Source organism: Pseudomonas sp. BRG-100, from assembly GCF_000737955.1.
In the GTDB taxonomy this organism is placed as follows: Bacteria; Pseudomonadota; Gammaproteobacteria; order Pseudomonadales; family Pseudomonadaceae; genus Aquipseudomonas; species Aquipseudomonas synxantha_A.
The window spans coordinates 5,037,824-5,063,729 of the sequence record NZ_JPRX01000001.1; the positions used below are offsets into that span (position 1 = coordinate 5,037,824).

General features: G+C 60.0%; 25 protein-coding genes. 13 read left to right on the plus strand and 12 right to left on the minus strand.

The genetic code is table 11. The annotated features are described in order from the left end of the window. Nucleotides 1-31: 31 nt before the first annotated feature. A complete protein-coding gene (locus tag JH25_RS05090) occupies nucleotides 32-1,378 on the plus strand; it encodes a DEAD/DEAH box helicase (RefSeq protein ID WP_005790219.1) in 1,347 nt (448 codons plus the stop codon). A gap of 47 nt (nucleotides 1,379-1,425) precedes the next feature. Here JH25_RS05090 and JH25_RS05085 read toward each other — a convergent pair whose 3' ends face one another. Then, nucleotides 1,426-1,701 (minus strand): hypothetical protein, encoded by a 276-nt coding sequence (locus JH25_RS05085; RefSeq protein WP_032879994.1) that lies wholly within the window; start codon nucleotides 1,699-1,701, stop codon nucleotides 1,426-1,428. 154 nt (nucleotides 1,702-1,855) lie between these two features. On the opposite strand from JH25_RS05085, the gene JH25_RS05080 reads away from it, so the two are divergent. Beyond that, nucleotides 1,856-2,257 (plus strand): hypothetical protein, encoded by a 402-nt coding sequence (locus JH25_RS05080; RefSeq protein ID WP_032879995.1) that lies wholly within the window; start codon nucleotides 1,856-1,858, stop codon nucleotides 2,255-2,257. Between the two features lie 39 nt (nucleotides 2,258-2,296). Here JH25_RS05080 and JH25_RS05075 read toward each other — a convergent pair whose 3' ends face one another. From JH25_RS05075 to JH25_RS05065, 3 genes are all read right to left on the minus strand, one after another. Then, nucleotides 2,297-3,166, minus strand: coding sequence for a DUF6279 family lipoprotein (locus JH25_RS05075; protein ID WP_032879996.1), 870 nt, complete (start codon nucleotides 3,164-3,166; stop codon nucleotides 2,297-2,299). Between the two features lie 66 nt (nucleotides 3,167-3,232). Continuing rightward, the gene (locus tag JH25_RS05070) at nucleotides 3,233-3,955 is read right to left on the minus strand and encodes a TorF family putative porin (RefSeq protein ID WP_005790212.1); all 723 of its coding nucleotides are present in this window, start codon (nucleotides 3,953-3,955) and stop codon (nucleotides 3,233-3,235) included. A gap of 213 nt (nucleotides 3,956-4,168) precedes the next feature. Continuing rightward, the gene (locus tag JH25_RS05065) at nucleotides 4,169-4,348 is read right to left on the minus strand and encodes a hypothetical protein (RefSeq protein ID WP_003193095.1); all 180 of its coding nucleotides are present in this window, start codon (nucleotides 4,346-4,348) and stop codon (nucleotides 4,169-4,171) included. A gap of 322 nt (nucleotides 4,349-4,670) precedes the next feature. Here JH25_RS05065 and JH25_RS05060 point away from each other — a divergent pair, with 322 nt between their 5' ends. Together JH25_RS05060 and JH25_RS05055 are read left to right on the plus strand one after the other, a co-directional pair. After that, nucleotides 4,671-5,507 (plus strand): CvfB family protein, encoded by an 837-nt coding sequence (locus JH25_RS05060; protein WP_019820451.1) that lies wholly within the window; start codon nucleotides 4,671-4,673, stop codon nucleotides 5,505-5,507. Between the two features lie 112 nt (nucleotides 5,508-5,619). Continuing rightward, a complete protein-coding gene (locus JH25_RS05055; RefSeq protein ID WP_032879998.1) occupies nucleotides 5,620-6,018 on the plus strand; it encodes a DUF2177 family protein in 399 nt (132 codons plus the stop codon). On the opposite strand, the gene JH25_RS05050 is transcribed toward JH25_RS05055, so the two are convergent. Further along, nucleotides 5,962-7,140 (minus strand): MFS transporter, encoded by a 1,179-nt coding sequence (locus JH25_RS05050; protein WP_032879999.1) that lies wholly within the window; start codon nucleotides 7,138-7,140, stop codon nucleotides 5,962-5,964. The genes JH25_RS05055 and JH25_RS05050 overlap by 57 nt on opposite strands. 104 nt (nucleotides 7,141-7,244) lie before the next feature. Between JH25_RS05050 and ptrR the strand changes: the two genes are divergently transcribed. After that, a complete protein-coding gene (gene ptrR / locus JH25_RS05045; protein ID WP_032880001.1) occupies nucleotides 7,245-8,138 on the plus strand; it encodes a putrescine utilization regulator PtrR in 894 nt (297 codons plus the stop codon). Nucleotides 8,139-8,280: 142 nt separating this feature from the next. Then, nucleotides 8,281-8,403: a PA1414 family protein gene (locus JH25_RS29220; protein WP_003193089.1), complete on the plus strand. Its 123-nt coding sequence runs from the start codon at nucleotides 8,281-8,283 to the stop codon at nucleotides 8,401-8,403. Nucleotides 8,404-8,590: 187 nt separating this feature from the next. On the opposite strand, the gene JH25_RS05040 is transcribed toward JH25_RS29220, so the two are convergent. Then, complete coding sequence (locus JH25_RS05040) at nucleotides 8,591-9,973, minus strand: sodium:solute symporter (protein WP_032880003.1); 1,383 nt, start codon at nucleotides 9,971-9,973, stop codon at nucleotides 8,591-8,593. 131 nt (nucleotides 9,974-10,104) lie between these two features. Continuing rightward, entirely contained in the window at nucleotides 10,105-11,055 is a 951-nt protein-coding gene (speB, locus tag JH25_RS05035) for an agmatinase (RefSeq protein WP_032880005.1), read from the minus strand. 149 nt (nucleotides 11,056-11,204) lie between these two features. Between speB and JH25_RS05030 the strand changes: the two genes are divergently transcribed. From JH25_RS05030 to JH25_RS05000, 7 genes are all read left to right on the plus strand, one after another. After that, entirely contained in the window at nucleotides 11,205-12,098 is an 894-nt protein-coding gene (locus JH25_RS05030; protein WP_005790200.1) for a LysR family transcriptional regulator, read from the plus strand. Nucleotides 12,099-12,105: 7 nt separating this feature from the next. Continuing rightward, nucleotides 12,106-12,711: a tRNA-uridine aminocarboxypropyltransferase gene (locus JH25_RS05025; protein ID WP_032880007.1), complete on the plus strand. Its 606-nt coding sequence runs from the start codon at nucleotides 12,106-12,108 to the stop codon at nucleotides 12,709-12,711. A gap of 231 nt (nucleotides 12,712-12,942) precedes the next feature. Then, on the plus strand, nucleotides 12,943-13,845 hold the full coding sequence (gene cysM, locus JH25_RS05020) for a cysteine synthase CysM (protein WP_003193080.1): 903 nt from the start codon (nucleotides 12,943-12,945) through the stop codon (nucleotides 13,843-13,845). Further along, on the plus strand, nucleotides 13,845-15,197 hold the full coding sequence (gene rlmD, locus JH25_RS05015; protein WP_032880008.1) for a 23S rRNA (uracil(1939)-C(5))-methyltransferase RlmD: 1,353 nt from the start codon (nucleotides 13,845-13,847) through the stop codon (nucleotides 15,195-15,197). The genes cysM and rlmD overlap by 1 nt, the downstream gene beginning before the upstream one ends. Before the next feature lie 121 nt (nucleotides 15,198-15,318). Continuing rightward, nucleotides 15,319-17,562, plus strand: coding sequence for a GTP diphosphokinase (gene relA / locus JH25_RS05010; RefSeq protein WP_032880009.1), 2,244 nt, complete (start codon nucleotides 15,319-15,321; stop codon nucleotides 17,560-17,562). 154 nt (nucleotides 17,563-17,716) lie between these two features. Continuing rightward, the gene (gene mazG / locus JH25_RS05005; protein WP_032880011.1) at nucleotides 17,717-18,550 is read left to right on the plus strand and encodes a nucleoside triphosphate pyrophosphohydrolase; all 834 of its coding nucleotides are present in this window, start codon (nucleotides 17,717-17,719) and stop codon (nucleotides 18,548-18,550) included. 25 nt (nucleotides 18,551-18,575) lie between these two features. Continuing rightward, entirely contained in the window at nucleotides 18,576-19,121 is a 546-nt protein-coding gene (locus JH25_RS05000) for a DUF2058 domain-containing protein (RefSeq protein WP_014719402.1), read from the plus strand. A gap of 66 nt (nucleotides 19,122-19,187) precedes the next feature. On the opposite strand, the gene JH25_RS04995 is transcribed toward JH25_RS05000, so the two are convergent. The 5 genes from JH25_RS04995 to JH25_RS04975 form a co-directional block, all read right to left on the minus strand. After that, nucleotides 19,188-21,293, minus strand: coding sequence for a TonB-dependent receptor (locus JH25_RS04995; protein ID WP_032880013.1), 2,106 nt, complete (start codon nucleotides 21,291-21,293; stop codon nucleotides 19,188-19,190). Further along, nucleotides 21,290-22,516: an MFS transporter gene (locus tag JH25_RS04990; RefSeq protein ID WP_032880014.1), complete on the minus strand. Its 1,227-nt coding sequence runs from the start codon at nucleotides 22,514-22,516 to the stop codon at nucleotides 21,290-21,292. The genes JH25_RS04995 and JH25_RS04990 overlap by 4 nt, the downstream gene beginning before the upstream one ends. Next, nucleotides 22,506-24,431: an IucA/IucC family protein gene (locus JH25_RS04985; RefSeq protein WP_032880016.1), complete on the minus strand. Its 1,926-nt coding sequence runs from the start codon at nucleotides 24,429-24,431 to the stop codon at nucleotides 22,506-22,508. The genes JH25_RS04990 and JH25_RS04985 overlap by 11 nt, the downstream gene beginning before the upstream one ends. Before the next feature lie 188 nt (nucleotides 24,432-24,619). Continuing rightward, entirely contained in the window at nucleotides 24,620-24,808 is a 189-nt protein-coding gene (locus JH25_RS04980) for a hypothetical protein (RefSeq protein ID WP_003193064.1), read from the minus strand. Nucleotides 24,809-25,186: 378 nt separating this feature from the next. After that, on the minus strand, nucleotides 25,187-25,900 hold the full coding sequence (locus tag JH25_RS04975) for a DUF3108 domain-containing protein (RefSeq protein ID WP_032880017.1): 714 nt from the start codon (nucleotides 25,898-25,900) through the stop codon (nucleotides 25,187-25,189). Nucleotides 25,901-25,906: the final 6 nt, after the last annotated feature.

Sequence of the window (25,906 nt, forward strand, 5' to 3'; positions counted from 1 at the left end):
TGATATTTTGTATTTCTTCGAGGTAGCACCCGTGTTTTCCCAATTCGCCCTGCACGAACGCCTGCTCAAAGCCGTGGCCGAGCTTAAATTTGTCGAGCCTACGCCTGTGCAAGCAGCGGCCATCCCGCTCGCGCTCCAAGGGCGTGACCTGCGGGTGACGGCTCAAACCGGCAGCGGCAAGACCGCCGCTTTCGTCTTGCCGGTTCTGAATCGTCTGATTGGCCCGGCCAAGGTCCGCGTCAGCATCAAGACCCTGATCCTGCTGCCGACCCGTGAGCTGGCCCAGCAGACCCTCAAGGAAGTCGAGCGCTTCTCGCAGTTCACCTTCATCAAGTCCGGCATCATTACCGGCGGCGAAGACTTCAAGGTCCAGGCTGCCATGCTGCGCAAGGTGCCGGACATCCTGATCGGTACCCCGGGGCGCATGATCGAGCAACTCAACGCCGGCAACCTCGACCTCAAGGAAGTCGAAGTACTGGTGCTCGACGAAGCCGACCGTATGCTCGACATGGGCTTTGCCGATGACGTGCAGCGCCTGGTTGCTGAATGCGTCAATCGCCAGCAGACCATGTTGTTCTCCGCCACCACCGGCGGTTCAACCCTGCGCGACATGGTTGCCAAGGTGCTGAACAACCCTGAGCACTTGCAGGTCAACAACGTCAGTGACCTGAACGCCACCACGCGTCAGCAGATCGTGACCGCTGACCATAACGTGCACAAAGAACAGATCCTCAACTGGTTGCTGGCCAACGAGACCTACCAGAAGGCCATCGTGTTCACCAACACCCGTGCCGCCGCCGACCGTATCTACGGGCGTCTGGTCGCGCAGGAATACAAGGCGTTCGTGCTGCACGGCGAGAAAGACCAGAAGGACCGCAAGCTGGCCATCGACCGCCTCAAGGCTGGCGGCGTGAAGATCCTGGTAGCCACCGACGTCGCTGCGCGTGGCCTGGACGTTGATGGCCTGGATCTGGTGATCAACTTCGACATGCCCCGCAGCGGCGACGAATACGTGCACCGTATCGGCCGTACCGGGCGTGCCGGCAACGATGGCCTGGCCATCTCGCTGATCTGCCACGGCGACTGGAACCTGATGTCGAGCATTGAACGCTACCTCAAGCAGTCGTTCGAGCGCCGTACCATCAAGGAAGTCAAAGGCACTTACACCGGGCCGAAGAAGGTCAAGGCGTCGGGCAAGGCCGTTGGCGTGAAGAAGAAAAAGACTGACGCCAAGGGCGACAAAAAGAAAACCGGCGCCAAATCGCCGACCAAGCGCAAGATCGCCAACCGGCCGAAGACCGACAACCTGTCGCTCGTCAGCAAGGATGGCATGGCGCCGCTCAAGCGCCGCAAGCCAGAAGCACCGGCTGCCGAATAAGCAGCCAGGCAGAAAAAAACCGGACAATGTCCGGTTTTTTTTCGCCATCAGTTTTTGGCTTTGGAGGCGGCTTCTTTCAGTTCTTTGAGCCGGGCGTCGATCAGTTGGCATTTATCGGGAAACTCGGCGCTTTCGGTGTCCAGGTCCATTTTCTGCAATTGGGCATTCATCTCCTTGGCCTTCTGCGGATTCTGTTCCGTTAGCTGGGTCACTTGCTTGGCCAGTTCTTCGCGTTTGGCCGTGGCCTCTTCAGGCGTGCAAGCCCAGGCGGGCAGGGCGCTCAACAGTGTGGCGGCAATCGCCAGGTTCATCAGGGTTTTCATGGTCGGACCTCCTTGGCGGTATAGGCAGTTGAGGCGGCGAACGTCTGGAAAGTTCAGAGAAATGACGCCCGTCTATCCGGGTGAACGGCCAGTGCCCCCACGTGTCACTACCTATGACGGGCTAATTTTTCATCGGCCTGCAGGAGGAATCAGGATGACGACTTACAACTGGGATCTGATCGAACGTCTGCTACACGAAGTGCAGAACGGCGAGGGCAGCTTCGCCCCGCGTAAATACGCCGAGCAGGAAGCCGCTGATAAGGCTACGGCTGGCGAGGACACCGGGAACCTGGACGCGCTGAAAAAAACCGCTGCGGACTACGAGGCGTTGTTGTTCAAGCGCGGGTTTATTGAGTCGCGCCCCGAAGAGGAAGGCGGCAATGGTGAAAACTTCATCTTGACCGCGCGCGGTGCAAGCCTGTTGGCGTTGATCGACAGTTCGATTCCTGGCCATGAGCACCCCCGTCAAGTGATGAACGAGCAGGAGGACGCGCTGGAGGAGGCGACCTTCGATCAAGTCTCTTCCAAAGCTGCGATTGCCGGTGGCTCTATCTAACCCCTGAATCCAATGTGGGTGGGAGCCCTGCTCCCCTCCCTATTGATTTGCGCCGGCCTTGAGGCATTTAAGCGCTTTGAAATCGCCTCGTACGCCGTCGATTTTTTGCCTCAGCTTCTGACGCTGTTGCTCGGTGCTCTCAGCCATCAGGTCCACGATCAGACTGCGCGCCGCCGCTTCGGTCTGGGTATAGGCAGCGCGGTATTCAGGCGTCCATAGGCTCTCCCTGTCCACCAGCAGACGTTGCATTTTCTGCGGGAAGTCGGCGTCGTGGCGGTGCTCGACGGCCTCGATAAACTGCGCCTGCCAATGGGCGCGGTTGCCGATCCACGCCTGGTTCTGTTCGCCCAAAGCGTTGGACCACGCCGTTACGCGGTTTTGCTGGCTGGCGCTCAGCGGGCCGATCCAGGCATCCAGGCGCTTGCTCATGCGCTGGGCGCGTTCCTTGATCTGCTGGGCCAGCGGCGGTTTGAGGTATTCATCCTGGCGTTTGCGCAGGTCTTTGGCCAGGGCGTCGCTCATGTCCTTGACCTGTTGATCATCCAGACCCTGCAGCAACTGCACGGCGGACGGGGTGATCTCCCGCGCGATCTCGGCAATCGCCTGCTTGGCTTCCACGGTTCGGGTTTGCAGCGCGGCGTCAGTGATTTGCTGGCTGTCGACCATCTGCTGCAGGTGGTCCAGCCAGTCCAGGTAGCCCGGTAATTGCGTGGTGCAATGCCAGGCCAGGTGTTCCTTGAGGGTGTCGTTGAACCAGCTCTTCTGCCCGGCATTCATGTCCAGGTAGTCGTTGAGGGTCCAGGGGATGATCACGTCGAGATTACGGTAGGCCAGGCCCACGCGATTGCAGCCGGCGAGCACCAGGCTCAGGGTCAGCAGTACCACCAGGAGTTTGAGCCGGCGCAACATGGGCGAGTCCTTGCACGGATGGGATTAATGCATGTGAACCTGCGCGGGGTGCGACAGTTCAGCCCATCAATAAAACGGCCGGACGGCCTTCAAGGTCAACAGGCCGTCGCATTGCGAGTTGTGTCCGGAGTAGGCCGAGCAGTCACCGCCGCTGAGGCTGGAGTCGCTGTAGATCAGATCCAGGTCGATGCCTTTCCAGGCCCGGGAGAATTGCACCGACCAGTCGCTGAAACTGCTGATGGCGCCGTTTTCCACCGACACCGGTGTGCCCAATTGGTGGGTGGTGTATTTCATGCTGACGCCGATACCGAACGGCTGGGTGCCGCCGAGGTCGGCGAACAGGGTGCTGTCCTGACGGTCGGGGTCGTTGCTGAAGGACACGCCGAAGCGGTTGCCCAACAGGTTCAGGCCGCCGTAGAACTCCTGGCTGTCGAGGGGGCTGACCTTGGGGTAGCTGTAGTGAATCAAGCCCACTTCATAGCCCAGGGTCTGGTCGAAAGGGCGTTTGAAACCCAGGTAGGAGTCAACTTCGAGATTGTTGGCCGACGACAGGCCCATATTCGGTGAAAACTGGCCGAAATACAGGCCGCTGTCGTGGGTAAGGTCCAGGCCTCCGTGGAACGAGTCACTGCCAGGGGAGGTGGGCTTGACCAGGCCCTGGGCCATGCTACGGCTGGGGGTAGTGCCCAATTTCAGGTCGAAGTCGCCCAGTTCACGCTGAAAAATCTGCGCTTCGGCCAAAGGGCTGGCGATCAGAATGCTGACCAGGAAAATACAGCGTTTAAGCATGCTTCACTCCATGAAAAGCGAGGAGCAGGAACGGATGGGTTCGAGCAGATGCCCGTGCTAGACGTGTGCAAGGATACCGGCGAATGCCAGGCATTGAGGCCCGTTCGTCGATTAGCTTGGTATTGAAGGGTGTACGAGGGTGTTTCCAACTCTAGTCCTAGCGCCTTGAAGGCAAGACGCTTAGGGACCAGATGCAGTGCGCAGGTAGGACGATTACTTCTTGCCCAGGCTGATCTGCTTGGACGGGCCGAAAGTCTGGCCGCTCACGCCCTTGGCAATTTGCTGGATTTCGCCGCCGGACTTGAGGAAAGCAGCAATCTGGCTGTTGATCGATTCGCTGGTTTCAACGGCGGGAGCTGGCTTTGCTTTGCTGTTGGATGCTTTTACACGCATGGCGGCCACTAACCTGTAGAGAATTAACTTGGCCAGGCATCGTACAGGAAATACTTGACAATTGCTTGGCAAATATCCCCTGAGAATATAGGCCAGGCTGGGAAAGAGCCCAGGTTTAATGATGAAATAAGCCGCTAACTTACTGTTTTAGCTCGAAACCATGGGCGTGTGCGAGGTTGGCGGCCCGGAAAAATTCAACCGATTGATCAGACGAGCGGGGCGATGCCAATAGAACGCCATGCCAGCCCGCGATTTTTCAGGCGCGCGCGCGTGCAGGGCCCAACTCGGGTAGAATGCCGCCCACGCAATGAGGGTATTGGAAATGGCTTTAGTCGGGCGCTACAACAGCTTGCAAGTGGTCAAGCACACTAACTTTGGTTTGTACCTCGATGGTGCGCAAGATGGGGAAATCCTCTTGCCTAATCGGTATATCCCTAAAGATATTCCCAGTGAAGATGAAGACTGGCTCAATGTTTTCATTTACTTGGACAGCGATGACAAACTTATCGCCACCACTGAAAAACCCAAAGTTCAAGTCGGCGAATTTGCCAGTTTGAAAGTTGTGGAAGTCAACAGTATCGGGGTGTTCCTCGACTGGGGCCTGCCAAAGGATCTGCTGCTGCCGTATTCGGAAGAAAAGCGCCAGCTGACGGCGGGTGAATATTGCGTGGTGCACGTCTACCTCGACAAGCACACCAAGCGCATCACCGCCACCGCACGTCTTGACCGTTACCTGGACAAGACGCCAGCCAACTACCAGGTGGGCCAGGAAGTCGATCTGTTGGTGGCTGAAGCCACGGACATGGGTTTCAAGGCAATCATCAACAACAAGCACTGGGGCCTGATCCACAAGAACGAAGTGTTCAAGTTCCTGCGCCCGGGCAAGGAAGAAAAAGGCTTCATCAAGGAGATTCGCGCCGATGGCAACATCAGCCTGAGCCTGCAACCGGTCGGCCAGGAAGCGGCCTCCAGCCTCAACTCCAAGATCCTCGCCAAGTTGCGTGACAACAACGGCACCCTGCCGGTCAGCGACAAAAGCGATCCGGCGGTGATCAGCAACTTGTTCGGCGTCAGCAAAGGCAACTTTAAAAAGGCCATTGGTGCGCTCTACAAGCAAGGCCAGATCGTGATTCACGCCGACCGCATTGAACTAAGCTGATCGCGCCTGGCTCTTTGTAGGAGCGAGCTTGCTCGCGAAAATATTCCACGCGCAGTGTGGCGTCGGATGTACGTTTTTCGCGAGCAAGCTCGCTCCTACAAAGGCTCGTGTCATGTCCAAGAGACCGCTCTTCGCCTACCTCGGCACCTTGCTCGCCTTCCTGGTCCTCGACGGCCTCTGGCTCGGCGTGCTCATGGGCCCCACCTACAAATCCCTGCTCGGCCCGCTGATGCTTGATCAGCCGCGCCTGTTGCCTGCGGTGTTGTTCTATCTGCTGTATGTCCTCGGTTGTGTGGTGTTCGTGGTCTTGCCCAGTGCCAGTTGGCAACGTGCTGCGCGGTTGGGCGCACTGCTGGGCCTGGTGGCCTATGGCACTTATGATTTGAGCAATTGGGCCACGCTTCAGGGCTGGTCCGCCGGGCTCGCGGTGATGGACATGGCGTGGGGCACCTGTTTAACCGCCCTGTGCTGCACCGTCGGCCACCTGTGTGCACGGCGTGTGCATCGGTAGTTGGCGGTTGATCAAGACCGAGCCTGCCACCAACAACCCGGCACCGGCGACGATCAACGCCGGGTGCAGACCACCACTGAGGTGACTGCTCATCGAGGCCAGTAGCGGACCGCTCAGTTGGCCGATGGCAAAGCTGGCGGTCAGTAGCCCTGTGCTGCGTTGGTAGCCGTTGGGTGCAACCTCGCGCAGGCGCGCCATTACCAGTTGCATGCAGGCCAGGAAGGGCGCGCCGCACAACAACACGCCCAGCGCAAGGCCCCAACCGTTACCGAGCAGGCAGGCGAAGACCCCGGCCGCTTGCAGCCACAAGGTCACGATCAGCCATCGGCGCGTGGTGTCCGGGCTCTTGCGGCGCAGACTTGCCACCACCACACCTACAGCGGCAGCCACGCCGAAGCAGGGCCAGAACAGATCGGCCTGCCAGGCTCCGTTGAACTGTGCGTTGGCCATCTGCGACAGAAAGGTCGCGGGGATGATGTAGCCCAGGCCGAACAGGAAATAGATCCAGCACAGATGCGCGATGCTGCCGTTGTTGCTTGCACGGGTTTCAGCAGGCGCCGTGAGGGTTGGCTTGGGTAAAAAGGGCAGGATCGCCAGCAGCATCACCAGGGCAACGATGCCGTAGACCAGCCACAGAATGGCGGAGCCTTGCCCCAGCAAGTTCGAGCCCAGCGCCAGCAGCCCCGTCAGCGCAATCCCAAGTCCCGGCCCGGCAAATACCAGCGCACCCAGACGCGGCCGGCCGGCGGCGATCGCCAGCGGCTGGCTCAGGCTGGTAATCATCACCAGAGCCCAGGCGCTGGCCACGCCGGTTCCGAAGCGCAACAGCAAGTGCGGCCAGAACCCATGGGCCCAGTACGACGCCAGCGTCAGCAGGACGCAGAGCCACAACCCGCCATAAAGGCGGCCGCGTACATGATGATGGCTGCGAGCAAAGATCGAATCCACCGCGCCCACAAAGTAGCCCAAGTAATTGGCGGCCGCGATCAGCCCGGCATCCGCCAGGTCGACCTGACCTTCGCTGAGTAAATGCGGCATTTGCGGGGTCAGGGCGAAGCGGCCAATGCCCATGGCCATCATCAGGGCGATAAAGCTGGCGAGTAAACGAATCTGCGGTGACATGCTTAGGTTTCCTACAGGAAAGCGAATGACTTGTAGGCTAAGGCGGATTGACTTTCTGTAAAATTGAATAATAGTGAGTAACTTGTTCAGTTTTGGAGAAAGGTATGGAGTTCAGTCAATTGCGGATTTTCCAGGCCGTGGCGGAAGAGGGCTCCATCACCCGCGCCGCTGAACGTTTGCACCGCGTGCCATCGAACTTGTCGACCCGCCTCAAGCAGATGGAGGAGCAACTGGGAGTCGAGCTGTTTGTGCGTGAGCGCCAGCGGTTGCAGCTTTCTCCTGCGGGTAAAGTGCTGCTGGACTACAGCACTCGGCTGCTGGCGCTGCATGACGAAGCTCACAGCGCCGTACAAGGCGGGCAACCGGCTGGTGATTTTGTGCTGGGCAGCATGTACAGCACCGCCGCGGTGCATTTGCCCAAGCTGCTGGCGCGCTATCACAGGACTTACCCCATGGTGAACCTGCAAGTGCAGTCGGCGCCCAGCGGGGAGCTGCTGGAAGGTTTGATTACCGGACGGCTGGACGCAGCGTTTGTGGACGGTCCGCTGACCATCGCGACCCTGGATGGCGTACCGTTGTGCGAAGAGCGCCTGGTATTGATTTGCGAAGCCGATCACCCACCGGTGCGCGGTCCCCAGGACGTTGCCGGGCGATCTGTGTTCACGTTCCGACGCAGCTGCGCCTATCGCACGCGCCTGGAAACCTGGTTTTCCCACGAGCATGTGGCCATGGGGCGGGCTATCGAGATCGAGTCCTATCAAGGGATGCTCGCGTGTGTGATCGCCGGTTCGGGGGTGGCGTTGATGTCGCAATCGATGCTCGACAGCCTGCCAGGCAAGGACAGCGTGTCCGTTCATCCGCTGACCGGGCCTTTTGCCACTGCGACCACCTGGCTGATGTGGCGAAAGGGTATGCTCGGCGCTAACCTCAATGCATGGATCGACCTGCAGCACGAAGGCAGCCCGGCAAGCCTGGCAGATACGCGCGCCATCGCTTGAGCGATCCGTCAGGATTTGGATCAATCCAGTAATAGTTAGTTGTGGTTTCGTTCAAGCATTACCTAGGACTTAGGGCTACTATCTCTGTAGGAAACGGCGACAAAACTCACGCCGACCAGCACTACCCTCAAAGGGGGCAACCATGAAAGAGAAAATCCAAAACTGGCTCCACGATCTTGGCGTTGCGCTGGGCTTGATCGAGCCCCCGCTGCAACCGGTGCCGATCCGCACGGACGATGAGCAGCGCCGGCCCCGTCGCCGCTGAGTATCAGGCCCAAACAATATGGGAAATGTGGGAGCGGACTTGCTCGCGAATACGGTGCATCAGCCAGTAAATGGTTGAATGACACACCGCCTTCGCGAGCAAGCCCGCTCCCACAATTATTTTGTGCAGCGCAAAAAACGGGTGCGAACACCGACGTCGCACCCGCTGAAGAAATTATCCTAATCGCTCAAGCCGCTCGAGCCGCCACGGTATCCGGTTTGCGCGACAACACACTCACCAGCACAAAACTCACCAGGGCTACCGCCAGGCTGCAGTAAATCGGTGTGTTTGCATCCAACCCATCCTTGAACATAAACACCAGCGCGGTTACGAAACCCAGCGCCATGGACGTGATCGCGCCCGAGGTGGTGGCTCGCTTCCAGAATATCGCGCCAATCAGAGGTACCAACATACCGCCCACCAACAGGTTATAGGCCAGGGTCAGCGCGCTGATCACGTCATTCACCACCAGTGCGATGCCCAATACGGCAACACCGGTCATCAGGGTGAACACGCGGTTGATGCCCAGGCTCGATTGCTTGCCACCGCGCAGCCGTGGCAGCAGGTCTTCGGTCAACACGGTGGACGCAGCGAGCAGGCCGGCGCTGGCGGTGGACATCATCGCCGCCAGGGCAGCCGCAATCACCAGGCCACGAATACCGTCCGGTAACGAGGCTTTGACGATGGCGGCAAAGGCATTGTTGACGTTATCCAGGTCCGGGATCAGCACGTGAGCCGCCATGCCAATCAGGGCGCAGGCCAGGCCGTAGAGAATGCAGTAGAAACCGGCGAAAGTGCCCGCGTACTGGGCGACCTTTTCATCACGGGCGGTGAATACTCGCTGCCAGATATCCTGGCCGATCAGGATGCCGAAGAAGTAGATCATGAAGTAAGTGATGATCGTGTCCCAACCGATCGCGGTAAAGCTGAAGTTCGACGCCGGCAGCTTGGCCACCAGTTCATCCCAGCCGCCGACGCGGTACAGGCAGATCGGCAGCAGGATGAACATCAGGCCGACGGTCTTGATCACAAATTGCACGATATCGGTCAGGGTCAGCGACCACATGCCACCGATGGTTGAATACACCACCACCACACCGCCGCCTACCAGCACCGACATCCAGAAGGGCAAGTCGAACAGCACTTGCAATACGGTGCCGATGGCCAGGATCGAGGTCACGCCGATCATCAGTGCATAGGCCAGCATGATCACCGCGCTGGCCTGGCGCGCCATGGGGTTGTAGCGTTTTTCCAGGACCTGGGTCACGGTGAAGATTTTCAGCTTCAGCAGCGGCTTGGCCAGGAACAGGTTCAGCGCAATGATCCCGGCGCCCAGCGCGGCGCACAGCCAGAAACCTGAAATGCCGTGCACATAACCCAAGCGCACGGTGCCGACGGTGGAGGCGCCGCCCAATACCGTGGCGGCCATGGTGCCCATGTACAGCGATGGGCCGAGGTTACGGCCCGCCACCAGATAGTCTTCGTGGGTTTTGGCGCGGCGCATACCGTAGTAGCCAAGCACGAGCATACCGGCGGCGTAGATGAGTACGACGAATAAATCCAAAGCCATGACGGTGATTCTCCGATTATCTTTTTTATGGGCGATCAAGCGGCAGCCGGCTCGGTCAACACGCGAGCGAAGGTCAGGTATATCGTTGGACGGGGATCTGCGCGATCCCCTTGATTGTTATCGTGAAGGCATCAGCGATGCGCGACGCCAGGCAATACGCAGAGCATCTCGTACAGCAAGTTGGCGCCCAGCAGCGAGGTGTTGCCGGTGGTGTCATAGGGCGGCGAAACTTCCACCAGATCACAACCAATCAGGTCCAGGCCCTGGCAGCCACGGATGATCTCGATCGCCTGGATGGTGGTCAGCCCGCCGATTTCCGGGGTGCCGGTGCCGGGTGCCCAGGCGGGATCGATGCCGTCGATATCGAAGCTGAGGTACACCGGGCCGCCGCCGACTTTCTCCCGCACTTGGGCCATCAACGGGGCCAGGGAGTGGTGCCAGCATTCTTCGGCCTGGACCACGCGAAAGCCTTGCTTGCGGCTCCAGTTGAAGTCTTCGGCGGTGTAGCCCTGGGCACGCAGGCCGATCTGCACCACGCGGTCGCAATCGAGCAACCCTTCTTCCACGGCGCGGCGGAAGGTGGTGCCGTGGGCGATTTTTTCGCCGAACATATGGTCGTTGACGTCGGCATGGGCATCGATGTGCACCAGCCCGACCTTGCCGTGTTTCTTGTGGATCGCCCGCAGGATCGGCAGGGTGATGGTGTGGTCGCCGCCCAGGGTCAGGGGGATCACGTCGTGCTCGAGGATTTCATCGTAGGCCTCTTCGATGATGCGCACGGCGTCGAGCAGGTTGAAGGTGTTGATCGCCACGTCGCCGATGTCGGCCACTGACAGTGAGTCGAACGGTGCCGCCCCGGTGGCCATGTTGTAGGGGCGGATCATCACCGACTCGGCGCGGATTTCCCGAGGCCCGAAGCGTGTGCCGGCGCGCAGCGAGGTGCCGATATCCAGGGGCACGCCGATAAAGGCAGCGTCCAGACCCTTGGCCGTTTGCAGGTGGGGAAGACGCATCATGGTGGCGATGCCGGCGAAGCGCGGCATTTCGTTGCCGCCCAGTGGTTGGTGGAAAATCTTGTCCACGGGATTGCCTCATCGTTGTTTTGTTTATTGATGGCCGATTCTGCGAAAAGCCCGGGGCAGGAAGAATCGGCAGGGGCAAATACTTAGTTCAGATTTTTCTAAACTAATGCAGGGAGGTAGACTGCATGCATCCCTGTCCGGAACTGACCATGGCCAACGCCTTGCCCGACCTGAAACTCCTGCGCATCTTCGTCAGCGTCGTGCGCCACCAGGGGTTCGCCAATGCCCAGCACGAACTCAACCTGTCGACGTCGGCCATCAGCACGTATATGAGCCAACTCGAATCCGCGCTGGGCCTGGTGCTGTGCCATCGAGGACGTGGCGGCTTCAGCCTGACCAGCAAAGGCGAGCTGTTTCATCAGGAAACCCTGCGCCTGTTGGGCGAGCTCGAGGGCTTCGAGCAATACGCCGCCGCGCTCAAAGGCGAGTTGCGCGGCACGCTCAAGCTGGGCGTGCTTGATTCCACCGTCAGCGACAAGGCCCTGCCATTCGCCGAAGTGATTGGCGCCTACAGCCTGGAACATCCGGCGGTTCACCTGAATCTGTCGGTGATGAGCCCCTACGAACTGCAACTGGGCGTACAGGACAACCGCCTGGACCTGGCAATCGGTGCGTTCTCCAACCGTATGAGCGGGCTGATCTATATGCCGCTGTACCGCGAACAGCACTGGCTGTATTGCAGCAACCGGCACCCGCTGTTCAGCGAGCGGCGTATTCCCGAACAGGTCATCACTCAGCAGCGCATGGTCGGCCGCGGCTACTGGAGCCAGGCCGAACTGGCGCGCCACGGCTTCAAACACAGCGCCGCGACCGTGGAAAGTATGGAAGCGCAGTTGATCCTGGTATTGTCCGGCGCCTACATCGGTTACCTGCCCGAACACTACGCCCAGGCCTGGGCCGACAAGGGTGACCTGCGCGTGTTACTGCCGGCGACCTTCGGCTACCAGGCGCCGTTCTCGATGATCATGCGCCGTGGTCGTAGCCGTGAACCGCTGATCCAGACCTTCCGCGACTTGCTCAAGACCCAGCTTAACCAGGCCTGAAAAAACCATGTCCAGACCCCAATGCCCGCAATGCTTGCGGCCGACCACTCATTGCCTCTGTGCACTGATCCCGACCCTCGATAGCCGCACTCGCGTGTTGCTGTTGCAGCACCCGAGCGAGGTCGGCCATGCGCTCAATACCGCGAGGTTGGCGGCGTTGGGCTTGAATAATGCGCAGTTGGTGGTGGGGGAGGTGTTTGATGATCTGGCGACGTTATTAAACCCGCCTGGTTATCGGGCGCGGCTGTTGTTTCCGGCGGATGACGCCGAGCCGCTGCGCGCTTATGCACCTGACGATCAGCCATTGTTATTGGTGGTTCCCGATGGCACCTGGCGCAAGGCGCGCAAGCTGTTGCACCTCAACCCTTTGTTGGCGGCGTTGCCCCGGGTGACATTGGCCCTAGGCGGCGTTTCCCGCTATCGCTTGCGCAAGGCGCCGGGGCCTGGTGCCTTGTCGACGGTTGAAGCAATCACGCAAGCGTTGCAGGTATTGGAAGCGCCACTATCGTTCGAGCCGCTGCTCAAACCCTTTGAAGCGCTGATCGAAGGGCAGATTGCTGCGATGGGGGATGAGGTATTCCAGAGAAATCATGGTGAAGGGCAGAAGGATTAGCAGGTTTGACGAGGCGCGCCCATCGGGAGCAAGCCCCCTCCCACAGTCGATCGCGTTCCTGCATAAAAATGCGGTCCGATGTGGGAGGGGGCTTGCCCCCGATGGAGCCCTCACAGTCAACACTTTAATGGCTTATGCCTTTAAGCCATAAGCACCGCACTTTGCGTGATATGGCCCGCCGGCCTTTCCCGGTATGATGTCCGCCCCCGCAGTCTGGATTGCGAATACGCCATGACCTTGCAGTACCCCACAATCGCCGATTGCGTCGGCAACACGCCCCTGGTCCGCTTGCAACGCATGGCGGGTGAAACCAGCAATACCCTGTTGCTCAAACTCGAAGGCAACAACCCGGCCGGCTCCGTCAAGGACCGCCCGGCGCTGTCGATGATCGCCCGCGCCGAGTTGCGCGGGCAGATCAAGCCAGGCGACACCCTGATTGAAGCCACCTCGGGTAACACCGGGATCGCCCTGGCCATGGCCGCCGCGATCAAAGGCTACAAGATGGTGCTGATCATGCCCGACAACGGCAGTGCCGAGCGCAAGGCGGCGATGACCGCTTACGGTGCCCAGCTGATCCTGGTCACCCAGGAAGAAGGCATGGAAGGCGCCCGTGACCTCGCCGAGCGTATGGCCGCCGAAGGCCGTGGCGTGGTGCTGGACCAGTTCGCCAACGGTGACAATCCCGAGGCGCACTACACCAGCACCGGCCCGGAAATCTGGCGCCAGACCCAGGGCACCATTACCCATTTCGTCAGTTCCATGGGCACCACCGGCACCATCATGGGCAACTCGCGCTACCTGAAGGAGCAGAACCCTGCGATCCAGATCGTCGGTCTGCAACCGATGGAAGGCGCGGCCATCCCCGGTATCCGCCGCTGGCCCGAAGAGTACTTGCCGAAGATTTACAACGCGACGCGAGTAGACCGCATCATCGACATGGCCCAGCGCGAAGCCGAAGACACTACGCGCCGTCTGGCCCGTGAAGAAGGCATCTTCTGCGGCGTGTCCTCCGGCGGCGCTGTGGCCGGTATGTTGCGCTTGTCCAAAGAAGTGGAAAACGCGGTGATCGTCGCGATCATCTGTGACCGAGGCGACCGCTACCTGTCGACCGGCATCTTCGACGAACCCAACTGATGGCCAAGCACGAGAGAGGCCTGCGCTTCCAGCCGACAGGCGGCAGCCGGGCCCCGCAGATCCCGGTGGGCAAGAAACAGCGCCTGACCATCGAGCGCCTGGCCAATGATGGCCGTGGCATTGTGTTCTTTGAAGGCCGCACCTGGTTTGTGAATGGTGCGCTGGCCGGCGAAGAAGTCGAAGCGCGGGTGTTGGGCGCCCACGGCAAAGTGGTTGAGGCCCGCACCGAGCGGGTGTTCAAGGCCAGTGAGCTACGGCGCCCGGCACCCTGCGCCCACGTTGGCCGCTGCGGCGGTTGCAGCGTGCAGCATCTGCCCCATGATCAGCAACTTGCCCTGAAACAGCGCATGCTCGCCGAGCAGTTGTCGCGGGTGGCAGGTGTCGAACCGCAAGAGTGGGCGCCGCCGTTGAGCGGGCCGGAGTTCGGTTACCGGCGTCGCGCCCGTGTGGCCGTACGTTGGGACGCCAAGGCGAAGAAACTCGAAGTGGGTTTTCGCGCCGTGGCCAGTCAGGACATCGTCGCTATCGACGATTGCCCGGTGCTGGTACAAGCCTTGCAACCGATCATGCAGCGCTTGCCGAATATGCTGCGTCGCCTGAGCAAACCGCAGGCGCTGGGGCATGTGGAGCTGTTCAGTGGTTCGTCCACCGCCGTTTTGCTGCGGCATATGGCACCGCTGTCCGAAGCAGACCTGCTGATCCTTAAAGAATTCTGTACCTTCCATGAGGCCCAATTGTGGCTGCATGGCGAGGGCCAGCCGGAACCTGCCGAGCCCGACCAGGCCCTGGGGTTTCGCCTGGATGCGTGGAATCTGGAACTGGCTTACCGGCCGGGAGATTTTGTGCAGGTCAACGCCGGGGTCAATCAGGCGATGGTTGCCCAGGCATTGGAGTGGCTGGCGCCACAAGCCGACGAACGGGTGTTGGACCTGTTTTGCGGCCTTGGCAACTTCGCCTTGCCGCTGGCGCGCCAGGTGCGCGAAGTGGTGGCGGTAGAGGGTGTGCAGACCATGGTGGACCGTGCGGCACTCAATGCCGCGAGCAACCATTTGCCTAACGTGCAGTTCTTTCAGGCCGACCTGTCTCAGCCTTTGACTGACGCGCCATGGGCCAAACAGGGCTTTTCTGCGGTACTCTTGGACCCACCCCGCGATGGTGCCCAAGAGGTTGTGCGCAAGCTCGCCACCCTTGGAGCCAAGCGCCTGGTGTATGTGTCCTGTAACCCAGCTACGCTGGCGCGGGACACGGTTGAGTTGGTCAAGCAAGGCTACCGGCTAAAGCGTGCCGGGATTCTCGACATGTTTCCGCAGACTGCGCATGTCGAGGCCATGGCGTTATTTGAAGCGGGCTAGGATGCCCGTTTAATCCGACTGGCCTGCGTTCTCCAAGGCCTTGGTACTGCTACGGAGCTCGCAGTAAAAGTCGGCGATGATTTTGGCGCATCAAAGGTGCGTCGTAGGGAAGGTAAGCAAGATGGTACAGGTGAGAGCACACCAGCCGATCAACACCGACGGCAGTATCAATCTCGAGGCATGGCTGGATCATGCCGTCAGTGTCGACCCGGCACTGGACCGTGAAGCCTTGAAAGCAGCCTGCGAGTTCGCTCGTGAGTCTGAGCAGCAAGACAATGCGGCCAAGAACCTGTGGGCCGAAGGCACTTCAAGCTTTCGCACCGGGTTGGAAATCGCCGAGATCCTCGCCGATCTCAAGCTGGATCAGGATTCGCTGATCGCCGCCGTGCTGTATCGCGGCGTGCGCGAGGGGCATATTCCGTTGGCAACCGTTGGCCAGCGCTTCGGCTCGGTGGTGACCAAGCTGATCGACGGCGTGCTGCGCATGGCGGCCATCAGTGCCAGCCTCAGCCCGCGCCAGTCGATGGTGCTGGGCACCCAGGGCCAGGTGGAAAACCTGCGCAAGATGCTGGTGGCGATGGTCGACGACGTGCGCGTCGCCCTGATCAAGCTGGCCGAGCGTACCTGCGCGATCCGTGCGGTGAAGACCGCCGACGACGAAAAGCGCAACCGCGTCGCCCGCGAAGTCTTCGACATCTACGCGCCGCTGGCCCACCGCCTGGGCATCGGCCACATCAAGTGGGAGCTGGAGGACCTGTCCTTTCGCTACCTGGAGCCGGACCAATACAAACAGATCGCCACGTTGCTGCACGAGCGGCGCCTGGATCGCGAGCGCTTTATCAGCGACGTGATGGGCCAGCTGCGTTCCGAGCTGCAGGCAACTGGCGTAGACGCCGACATCAGCGGCCGCGCCAAGCACATCTACTCGATCTGGCGCAAAATGCAGCGCAAGGGCCTGGCCTTCAGCCAGATCTATGACGTGCGGGCGGTGCGCGTGCTGGTGCCGGAAATGCGCGATTGCTACACCGCGCTGGGGATCGTTCACACCCTGTGGCGCCACATCCCCAAGGAGTTCGACGACTACATCGCCAACCCCAAGGAAAACGGCTACCGCTCGCTGCACACCGCGGTGATCGGCCCTGAAGGCAAGGTGCTGGAAGTGCAGATCCGCACCCACGCGATGCACGAAGAGGCCGAGCTGGGTGTGTGCGCGCACTGGCGCTACAAGGGCACCGACGTCAAGGCCGGGTCCAACCAGTACGAAGAGAAAATCTCCTGGCTGCGCCAAGTGCTGGAATGGCACGAAGAACTCGGCGACATCGGCGGGCTGGCCGAACAGCTGCGGGTGGATATCGAGCCGGACCGGGTCTATATCTTCACCCCCGACGGCCATGCCATCGACTTGCCCAAGGGCGCCACGCCGCTGGATTTTGCCTACCGCGTGCACACCGAAATCGGCCATAACTGCCGGGGCGCCAAGATCAACGGGCGCATCGTGCCGCTCAACTACAGCCTGCAAACCGGTGAACAGGTCGAGATCATCACCAGCAAGCACGGCACGCCGAGCCGCGACTGGCTGAACCCGAACCTGGGCTATATCACCACCTCGCGAGCACGGGCGAAGATCGTCCACTGGTTCAAATTGCAAGCGCGCGACCAGAACGTCGCCGCCGGCAAGACCCTGCTCGAACGCGAACTGGCGCGCCTGGGCCTGCCTCAGGTGGACTTCGACAAGCTGGCCGAAAAGGCCAACATGAAGATCGCCGAAGACATGTTCGCCGCCCTCGGTGCCGGTGACCTGCGCCTGGCGCAACTGGTCAACCTGGCCCAGCAACTGGTCGAGCCCGAGCGCGGCAACGAACAGCTGGAACTCATCCCACGCAAGGCCACGGGTTACAAACCGGGCAAGCGTGGCGATATCCAGATTCAGGGCGTGGGCAACCTGATGACGCAAATGGCCGGCTGCTGCCAGCCGTTGCCGGGCGACGCCATTGTCGGCTACATCACCCAGGGCCGTGGCGTGAGCATTCACCGCCAGGACTGCGCCTCGGTGCTGCAACTGGGCGGGCGCGAGCCGGAGCGGATCATCCAGGTCAGTTGGGGGCCGGTGCCGGTGCTCACTTACCCGGTGGACATCATCATCCGTGCCTACGATCGTTCCGGCTTGCTGCGTGACGTCTCGCAAGTGCTGCTCAACGAGCGGATCAACGTGCTGGCGGTCAACACCCGCTCGAACAAAGAGGACAACACGGCGTTGATGTCCCTGACCATCGAGATTCCGGGGTTGGACGCACTGGGACGGTTGCTGGGGAGGATTTCCCAGTTGCCGAACATCATCGAGACGCGGCGCAACCGTACCCCATGAATAGCTGGATGAACGCGAACTGAATTGTGTTAGCTGCTTCATGTGGGAGCTGGCTTGCCTGCGATAGCACCACCTCGGTTTAACTGAAGCACCGAGTCGCGAGCATCGCAGGCAAGCCAGCTCCCACATTGGATTTTCAGCGGAAAGAGATACGATGTATTCACTCGAAGACCTGCTGCACCTGATGAACCGCCTGCGCGACCCGCAATACGGCTGCCCGTGGGACATCAAGCAAACCTACGCGACCATCGTCCCGCACACGCTGGAGGAGGCCTATGAAGTGGCCGACGCCATCGAGCGCGGCGATTTCGATCACCTGCAAGGTGAGCTGGGCGACCTGCTGTTCCAAGTGGTGTATTACAGCCAACTGGCGCGGGAAGAAGGGCGCTTCGAATTTGCCGGCGTGATCGACAGCATCACCCGTAAGTTGATTCGCCGGCATCCTCACGTGTTCCCAACCGGCGACCTGTACGCACCGCTGGATATCCCGCAGTTGAGCGAAGAACAGGTCAAGGAGCGCTGGGAGCAGATCAAAGCTGAGGAGCGCGCAGAAAAGTCCGACGCTCCCGAGCAACTCTCCCTGCTCGATGATGTGCCCACCGCCTTACCTTCGTTGTCCCGTGCGGCCAAGTTGCAAAAGCGCGCCAGCCAGGTCGGTTTCGACTGGCCGGCCGCCTTGCCGGTGGTGGACAACGTGCGTGAAGAGTTGGATGAAGTGCTCGAAGCCATGGCCGATAACGATCCGCAGGCCATTGCCGATGAAGTCGGTGACCTGCTGTTTGCCGCCGTCAACCTGGCCCGTCACCTCAAGGTTGACCCGGAAACCGCACTGCGCGGTGCCAATGCCAAGTTCGAACGACGTTTCCGATTTATCGAACAGGCATTGCGCGATACGCACCAACCCATAGAAGATTGCACCCTCGAAGAGTTGGACGCCCTGTGGGGCGAAGCCAAACGCCAGGAAAAGAATGTGTCCAGCTGCGGTTGAGCAGCTGCCTAAGTGAGTAAGCACCATGAGCCTTTCCCTTCGCGACCAGTTGCTCAAAGCAGGTCTGGTCAACCAAAAGCAGGCCAAGCAGGTCGGCAAAGAGAAGCAGAAGCAGCAGCGTCTGGTCCACAAGGGCCAGGCCGAAGTCGATGATACCCAGGCACGCCTGGCCGCTGAGGCACACGCCGAGAAGGTCAAGCGTGACCAGGAGCTCAACCGCCAGCAGCAGGAAAAAGCCGAGGCCAAGGCGCGTACCGCCCAGGTCAAGCAGTTGATCGAAACCTCGCGCCTGCCCAAGTTGACCACCGAGGACTACTACAACTTTGTCGATGACAAGAAGGTCAAGCGCCTGTCGGTCAACACCTTGATGCGCAACAAGCTGAGCAACGGCTCTCTGGCTATCGTGCACCACGGTGGCGGCTACGAGGTGATCCCGCGTGAAGCGGCGCTCAAGATTCAGGAACGTGCACCGGAGCGCATCGTGCAGCTCAACATCCTCACCGAAAGCCAGGTGCCGGATGAGGATGATCCGTACGCCGCCTACCAGATCCCTGACGATCTGATGTGGTAAGCCGCTAGAAACGACAAACCCCGCCAAAAGGCGGGGTTTGTGTTTTAAGCGTGCAGCGTCAGCCGGTTACCAATCCACTGCGTAACTCAGGCTGAAGGTACGGCCCTCGGCATTCGGGTACGGTGCGCGGGCATTGGCCTGGGCGAACATGTTCTGGTAGTTGCGGTTGGTAAGGTTGTACACCGCACCTTCGAGGCGACCTATCGGTAGCCTTACCGAGCCCAGCACGTCAACCAAGGTATAGCCCTGGATATCGCGACCGTTGTTGTCCTTGGCCGCCGCGTCATAGTCGGCCAGGCGCATCCCCTGCAAGCGCAGGCTGTAGTCGTCACGCTGATAGCCGACAAAAGCGGTGGTCTTGGCGGGGGAAATACGCGTGGCGGGCAGGTCGATCCATTTGCCGTTCTGCTGGGTCTCGCCCTTGGCGTAAGCGTAAGTACCGCCGACGGACCACTGGTCGTTGACGTTATAAGTCAGGCTGGTTTCGGCACCGCGCACGCGTTCTTTCTGATTGATCAGGCGCAATACACGGTCGTTGGCATCGTAGAACTGCGTGACATCCGAGGTGTTTTCATACGCGGTGACACTGGCCTGCCACTTGTCCCAGTCGCCACGCCAGCCCAGCTCGTAACTGTCGACTTTCAGAGCCTGGGCATTGAGGTCCTGAATATCGTATTTGCTGTTCACGTCACGCAGGAAGCGCTGGATATCCGGCAGGGAAAAGCCCTGGCTGAAGTTGACGAACACGTCCTGGTTTTCGGTCAGGTGATACACCGCCCCGAGGTTATACAGCGTGTCATCGTATTTGAGCGTGCCGCCGGGCAGTGTGGCGCGGTTGCCGGTCTGGACGATTTCGCCGTAGGCGATGCTGTCGGAGACTTTGCTCTCAATCCACTCGCGACGTATTCCACCGCGTAAGGTCCAGTCATCGATGTCGTAGGACAGCTGACCAAAGATGGCTTTGGTGGTGGTCTCAATATCCGGGCCCAGTTCGAACGTGGTCCCGGTTTTGCTGTAGCTCAGGCCATTGACCCGGTATTGGTCGCCACGCTGGCGTGAGGTTTCATGATCATAGTCAGCCCCCCACACCAGGTTGCCGGTTGCCGGGCCGATGTCCGGCATCTGCGTATCGATCGCCGCACGCAGGCCATAGACATCCTGCACGCTGTTGTTGTCGGACACGCCTGCCCGACCCCGGGACAGGTCCGGGAAGAACAGGGCGTCGGCCCGCCGCCAGTAACTTTCGACCTGCAGGCCCTGGCCGTAGAAATCCTTATCGGCGTAGTTAAGGTTGACCGCCTGGTTATGGGTGTAGGGCTGGTCGCCCAGGTCCAGGCCTTTTACCGCGACTGCGTTGCTGGTGATGCGCGGGTTCTTGGTGTAGCGGGTGTCTTGTTCGTCTTTATAGTCTTGCAGCGACAGGCTGATCTTCTTGTCGTCATCGAGCTCGTAGCCGAAGCGACCTTGCAGGTCGTAGGTGTCGGTGTCCATGTTGCTGCCCTGGGACGTATCCTGGGGAATGCGCTTGCCGTTACCGTCGAACTGGTCGTTGCGCTGCACGGTATTGCCCGACAGATACCAGTCCACTGGACCCTTGCGCCCGGTAGCGCTTTGGAACGCCTCGTAAGCGAACCCCTTGTGGCTGAAATTATTGCCGGCGGTCATGCCGATCTTGCTGCTGAAGGCCAGGTCCTCACCCTTGTTGCGCTTGGTGATGATGTTGATGATGCCGCCCGATGCGCCTGCGCCGTAGACGCTGCTGGCGCCGGAGATCACTTCGATGCGCTCGATGCTTTCCGGTGCCACGCTGTTGAGCTGGCGGAAGTTATCGCGCGTGGCGTTTTGTGAAACCCCATCGATCAGGATCAGGGTATTACGCCCGCGAAGCGTTTGGCCGAAGTTGCTCATGCCGCCGCTGGAAGGCGCAATGCCAGGCACCAGTTGGCCGAGGATATCTGCGACCCGACGCCCCGCGCCCGTTTGCTGGCGGATCTGTTCTTCGTTGATGACCTGCACGGAGCCTGGAATCTGCGCGATGCTGGTTTCATTGCGCGTGGCCGACACCACGGTCGCTTGCAACTGCAGGCTGGTCGGCTCTGTCTGTTCGGCCCAGGCGGGGGCACTGATCGAGCCGAGAAGCGGCAGCAGAACGGCCAATTGCGATGTGTTCATGGATTTGTCTCAGAGTTATTAGAAGTATTGACAGAAAAATCGGATGTCTCAGGCGCTCGCGTACATGAACGGATGGCGCGGATACTCACGGCGGCCAATGCGTAGGTCAGTGCGACCAGCCAGAAGCTGTGCGCCAGGCCCACCCATCCCATGCCGATACCGCCTATCAATGCGCCGCACAGCGCACCTGCTTTGGCGGCGCTGTTGCCCATGCCCAGGGCGAAACCCTGCTGGCTGGACGCTACGGTATTGGCGATCAGCGTGTAGGCCACGGGCAATAAAGCACCCTGCCACACGCCCCATAGCAGCCGGCTGGCGATGAACCCCAACCACTCACTGGCCAGCGCCGTGCCGGCCAGTGTGAGCGCGCACGCCCAGGTGACCCACTCGATGATGCGCAGCGTATGCGCTGGTTGATGTCGATCGAACAGGCGGCCCCATAACGGCGCGGACAGTGCCAGGGTCAAGGCGCTGGCGCCATAGCTGGCGCCGATCAGCCACGCGGGTGCCTGCAAAACCTCGGCAACATATAAGGCGTAAAACGGTTGCGGCATCATCCTGGCCGCCTGGATCAATACGATGATTCCCAACATTGCGCCCAGCCAGCCTTTGGGCAGTGCGACAGGCTTCGATGGGCGGGCAGGTCTGGATCGTGGTGAATCGCTGGGCAAGAACGCGCTGATTATCGCGCACAACAGGCAGACGGCGGTGGCGCTGTAGCACAGCAATGCGAAACCGGATATGTCCATCAGCCAGCCGCCCAATACCGGCCCGGCCAGGGAGCCTACGGCGGTGGCTGATTGCAGCCGCGCAAGAATGTGCCCGCGTCCACTCTCACCGCAGCAGGCCAGCGCGTAGGCTTGGGCAGCTGCAATGAAACCGGCCAATGCACCTTGCACCACGCGGATGACCACCAGCCACCACGGATCGGGCGTCATCGCAGCCAGCGCCTGGCACACCGCCAATGCCAGCAACGCCCGGATGATCATCGGCTTATGGCCGGTACGGTCGCCCAGTTTCCCCCACATGGGTGTGAGGATCATCGCTGCTATCATCGGCCCAGCATATACCAGCGAAGACAGCAGGCCGGTGTACTGGGCATTGGCGACGCCCAGCAGCTTCTGGATTTGCAGCGGCCAAAACGGCCCGCTCATCTCCATCGCCCCCATCGACACCAACTGAATCACCACCAGCAGCCGCAGCGCTGTGTTGTTAGTCGGCATTGGCGGCCGCGCTCAACGGGTTGGGCAGGCGTCCGACGATATCGGCATGACTCTCCAGCAGGCGCATGCGCATGAACGACTTGGCCGGCCACGGTTGCTCCAGCAGTGCTTCGCGCTCGGCTGCCCAGCGTTGCGGTTCAACCTGTGAGCGCAGGTTGTCGAAACACTGGCTGACCTGTGCCGACAGTTCATTCCAGAGCAGCGCCTGGGGGATGTCGAAGTGGCGCGCAGCAAGCAGGATCAACTCACCCAGATGGCACATGAATACGGTGTGCAGCAGTTTGTCCCGTACGAAACCTGCGTCGTCGTACAGCGTCATCTTCGGGTCGTGTAGTTCGACGTCCAGGCCGTGGGCGTGCAAGGTCTTGCGGTCGATACGGATATCGCCGAAATCGCGCAACAGCAGGCGGCTCAATTGCCCATCTGCAGTCATGACCATGAAGGAGTTCTGCTGATGGGCCTCGAAAGCGACGCCGTAACGCAAATACATGCCCAGCAGCGCCGGCACACTGATCGCCGCGTACTCATGGAAGAACGCGAGCATGGCTGCCGCATCGTCTTTGCCTTGGCTCAGGCGCACCCATTGGCGCAGCAGCGGCTGGCCGTGTTGATCAATGGCAAACAGGCTGCCCACCGGTACGGCCATTTCCCCGGGCTTGAGCTGGCTCTGGGGATTGTCGCGATAGAGCACCGCCAGGTGGCGGGAGTGCTCGTCATTGGCCGGTTGTGGCTTGAAATGCACACCGATACGCTCGGGAACGATGCTGAGGATTTTCTGAATCGCAGGCTCGCGCTCCAGGATGGTCAGCAGCAGGTGGCTGATCCGTGGGCCCATGCGTGCCGAGCGCGGTGAGACGGTGCGCTGCACGCTGGTCAGGCGCAGCGACACCGGCAGTTTGACCATGGGCGCATCGCAACGTCCGTCAGGCAATACGGTCCTGAATGACATGGTGGGGTGGGCGGTAAACGCGACGATATCGGTCAGCACCAGCAGCTTGTCGCCGATTGCATCGGCGAACAGCTGGGGCAGCTCCTGACGTGCCTGCCAGGGATGGGCAGGCACCGGCAGATAATCGCCTGCTTCAAGGCCTTGTGCTTGAAGTGTCGCGGTTAATTGCTGCGCCGCGTGTGGAAAGTGACTGCTCCACCACTGCCAGTAATCCGCCGTCCCGGCCAACGTTTCGACATGGGCAAACTGGCGATGCAGCGCGCACAGCAGCACGGGGAAGCGTGCTTCGAACTCCGGCGAATAGTCGATGACTTGGCTGGTATCCAGGCCCAGCTTGGTCTTGTAGTTGGGGTGCCACGGGTGCCCCAATGTTCCCCACTGCTCAAGTACGGATGTCGGATTGATCGTGCCTGCACCGTGCTTGAGATGACTCAGCAGGTTGCCTTGATGTACTGGGTCCATGGACGCATGCAGCTTGAGCGTCCATTGCTCATGGAAAGCGAGGCACAAGGTGTCGTTGATGAAGCTGTCGTCGATCTCGGCATTGAGGCGGTTGAGCACTTCCAGGTCGGCAGGTGACGTGAGGCTGGCGTTAAGCAACGTCAACAACTGTGATGGGAGCTGGATCTTCTGGTCGGGCTGACCTTCGCGCAACAGGATGACTTTGCCACGCAGGTCCCAGCTGGCCATGCGGCCAGGACGCAAATGATCAAAGCGCAGGCGAGCCTGACAAGGCAGTGTCAGCGAGCATTGCCCATGTTCGTCGTAAATGAGGGTGCTGGGGTCCAGCAGGCTTTCACGAAACAATGCTTGGATCAGGCGTTGGAAGCTACGTTCAGCGGCAGGTGCCAGCGTATTGACCAAGTCGTCGAGGCTGATGTGGCTGGCCTGGAATTGCGCAGTGGCAAGCGCTTCGCTCCAGCGTTCCAGTAACGCGTTTTCCGGCTTCCTGCTATTTCCGTGCATCTAATTGATTCCCTAATCGTGAGCCTGAATGAAAGGCGCATGAATGATATCGAGAATCATTATTTGTGTGTGCTTTTGTTACATTAATTCATATCGAATTTTTGACAAAAAAACCGCGCTCGAAAAGCGCGGTTTTTGATGTAGACGGCCCGGCTGCGTGGGCCGGGCGTCGACTTGATTTCAGAGTTTCAGGAGCTTTTCGCCTGGCGTTGCAATTCGAGAGTTTCAAGCTCGTTTTTATAATTGTGGGCATCGCTCTCGTTGTGAAACATGCCGACCAATACGTCTTGCTGATGGACATCCCAGATGTGAATCCCGTGGCCTACCGCCTCGTGGGACATATGCTCATCGTCGCGTTCAGTTACTTTTACAGTCATCTGCTTGCTCCAATCTCTGGTTGATCTGCGGCAAGTCGTCGCAGGCCTCTGTTATATTATTTGTTAGCTTGCTAAGTAAACTGATTTTGCGCGCAATAATTCATTGCAGAAAACGCAACAATCGCGCAGGCCGCTAAACCCGTGGCATTCGGTCGCAGGGGCATGAGTTTTATGACAAAAGTTTCATGTTTGCTTCTAGCAATAAGACCTTTGTCGGCCCTACCACCGCTATCGGGAGCAAGCCCCCTCCCACATTTGAAATGCATTCCACTGTGGGAGGGGGCGTGCTCCCGATAGCGTCATAAGCTTCACAGTAAAATTTCCAGGCAAAAAAAAGCCCCGCATTCAGCGAGGCTCTCTTCCAGCTCATCAGCGCAATCAGCTGCCTTTGACGGCCTTACCGTCAACGGTGCCATCCTGCAGCATGATGTTGTATTCCTTGCCGTCGGTCTCAACCTGGCGCAGGGCAACCAGAATGCCGCCCTGGTCCTTGGCAAACCACATCTGCGTGATGCGCTTGCTCTGGGAGGGATCACGTACGCGTTCAACCTTGATCGCGTCAATGGAGCCTACCTTGGTCTGAACCTTTTCCGGGCCAATCACACGGAAGTCATAGGTATCGACATCAGTACCTTCGGCCACTCGGTAGCTCATGCTCTTCTTGCCGGCAGCCACGTCGCGCTGAAGGGCGAGCTGATACGTGGACTTGTCGAGCATGCCGCTTTCGAGGGTGACGTTGACCGGATCCTTGTTTTCAAAGCCGGTGATTTTCTTGTTCGCCTGGTCGAAATCCAGGTTGATCTTCTTAGCCTTGCCCAAACCGCCGCGCTCGAAGCTGTAGCTCTTGGGTTGCAGGGTGTCCTTGTCGAACAGGATCACGCTGGTTTCGGTCAGGCTGGCAATCATCATCGAGGCCTTGAAGTTCAAGGTCCAGGTGCCGTCGCCGTTTTTGGTCAGGCTGCGTTCAGCCGAACCACTCATGGGCAGTTGCTTCCAGTCGGCGGTGTAGCTGACGGAGAAAGGGTGAAGGTCTGCCGCTTGTACGGCAGGCAAAGCGAACAGCGCAAAAGCGAAGAGCAGGGCGCGACGCATAAAATC

What these genes read in the sequence shown, in the direction of transcription:
- JH25_RS05085 (WP_032879994.1), bottom strand. Translation starts at nt 1,701, where the DNA reads ATGAAAACCCTGATGAACCTGGCGATTGCCGCCACACTGTTGAGCGCC.
- JH25_RS05075 (WP_032879996.1), bottom strand. Translation starts at nt 3,166, where the DNA reads ATGTTGCGCCGGCTCAAACTCCTGGTGGTACTGCTGACCCTGAGCCTG.
- JH25_RS05055 (WP_032879998.1), top strand. Translation starts at nt 5,620, where the DNA reads ATGTCCAAGAGACCGCTCTTCGCCTACCTCGGCACCTTGCTCGCCTTC.
- JH25_RS04975 (WP_032880017.1), bottom strand. Translation starts at nt 25,900, where the DNA reads ATGCGTCGCGCCCTGCTCTTCGCTTTTGCGCTGTTCGCTTTGCCTGCC.
- JH25_RS29220 (WP_003193089.1), top strand. Translation starts at nt 8,281, where the DNA reads ATGAAAGAGAAAATCCAAAACTGGCTCCACGATCTTGGCGTTGCGCTG.
- JH25_RS05040 (WP_032880003.1), bottom strand. Translation starts at nt 9,973, where the DNA reads ATGGCTTTGGATTTATTCGTCGTACTCATCTACGCCGCCGGTATGCTC.
- JH25_RS04980 (WP_003193064.1), bottom strand. Translation starts at nt 24,808, where the DNA reads ATGACTGTAAAAGTAACTGAACGCGACGATGAGCATATGTCCCACGAG.
- cysM (WP_003193080.1), top strand. Translation starts at nt 12,943, where the DNA reads ATGACCTTGCAGTACCCCACAATCGCCGATTGCGTCGGCAACACGCCC.
- JH25_RS05050 (WP_032879999.1), bottom strand. Translation starts at nt 7,140, where the DNA reads ATGTCACCGCAGATTCGTTTACTCGCCAGCTTTATCGCCCTGATGATG.
- JH25_RS04990 (WP_032880014.1), bottom strand. Translation starts at nt 22,516, where the DNA reads ATGCCGACTAACAACACAGCGCTGCGGCTGCTGGTGGTGATTCAGTTG.
- ptrR (WP_032880001.1), top strand. Translation starts at nt 7,245, where the DNA reads ATGGAGTTCAGTCAATTGCGGATTTTCCAGGCCGTGGCGGAAGAGGGC.
- JH25_RS05065 (WP_003193095.1), bottom strand. Translation starts at nt 4,348, where the DNA reads ATGCGTGTAAAAGCATCCAACAGCAAAGCAAAGCCAGCTCCCGCCGTT.
- rlmD (WP_032880008.1), top strand. Translation starts at nt 13,845, where the DNA reads ATGGCCAAGCACGAGAGAGGCCTGCGCTTCCAGCCGACAGGCGGCAGC.
- JH25_RS05070 (WP_005790212.1), bottom strand. Translation starts at nt 3,955, where the DNA reads ATGCTTAAACGCTGTATTTTCCTGGTCAGCATTCTGATCGCCAGCCCT.
- mazG (WP_032880011.1), top strand. Translation starts at nt 17,717, where the DNA reads ATGTATTCACTCGAAGACCTGCTGCACCTGATGAACCGCCTGCGCGAC.
- JH25_RS04985 (WP_032880016.1), bottom strand. Translation starts at nt 24,431, where the DNA reads ATGCACGGAAATAGCAGGAAGCCGGAAAACGCGTTACTGGAACGCTGG.
- JH25_RS05030 (WP_005790200.1), top strand. Translation starts at nt 11,205, where the DNA reads ATGGCCAACGCCTTGCCCGACCTGAAACTCCTGCGCATCTTCGTCAGC.
- JH25_RS04995 (WP_032880013.1), bottom strand. Translation starts at nt 21,293, where the DNA reads ATGAACACATCGCAATTGGCCGTTCTGCTGCCGCTTCTCGGCTCGATC.
- JH25_RS05000 (WP_014719402.1), top strand. Translation starts at nt 18,576, where the DNA reads ATGAGCCTTTCCCTTCGCGACCAGTTGCTCAAAGCAGGTCTGGTCAAC.
- relA (WP_032880009.1), top strand. Translation starts at nt 15,319, where the DNA reads ATGGTACAGGTGAGAGCACACCAGCCGATCAACACCGACGGCAGTATC.
- JH25_RS05080 (WP_032879995.1), top strand. Translation starts at nt 1,856, where the DNA reads ATGACGACTTACAACTGGGATCTGATCGAACGTCTGCTACACGAAGTG.
- JH25_RS05025 (WP_032880007.1), top strand. Translation starts at nt 12,106, where the DNA reads ATGTCCAGACCCCAATGCCCGCAATGCTTGCGGCCGACCACTCATTGC.
- JH25_RS05060 (WP_019820451.1), top strand. Translation starts at nt 4,671, where the DNA reads ATGGCTTTAGTCGGGCGCTACAACAGCTTGCAAGTGGTCAAGCACACT.